Below are 256 nucleotides of genomic sequence, written 5' to 3' on the forward strand. Positions count from 1 at the left end.
GTATTTGAGGTTGATGAGAGAGGATGGAATGGGGGAGTGGAATTGGGTGATGGAGGTAGAGGTGAGTTAATGTGGGGAGTGAAAAGAAGGAAGGATATTGGAGGGGGGATGGGGGGAGATATTGATGGAAGATATAAAGGGGGTGAAGTATGGGGAGAGGGGAGTGTGTAGAGAGGGAAAGGGGAGAAAGTGGGAAGAAGGGTGGGGTGGTGGAGGAATTTTGGGATGTGGTGGGATGGGGATGTGGTGGGTGAAG

General features: G+C 51.6%; 1 protein-coding gene. It reads left to right on the plus strand.

Annotated features, from left to right (window positions below; all coding sequences use genetic code 11):
* Nucleotides 1–171: rhamnogalacturonan lyase family protein (locus tag FS628_RS33325; RefSeq protein ID WP_369008917.1), on the plus strand; the 171-nt coding region annotated here is incomplete at its 5' end.
* Nucleotides 172–256: the final 85 nt, after the last annotated feature.

The sequence above is a fragment of the Paenibacillus xylanexedens genome (genome assembly GCF_007676705.1).
Taxonomy (GTDB): Bacteria; Bacillota; Bacilli; order Paenibacillales; family Paenibacillaceae; genus Paenibacillus; species Paenibacillus xylanexedens_C.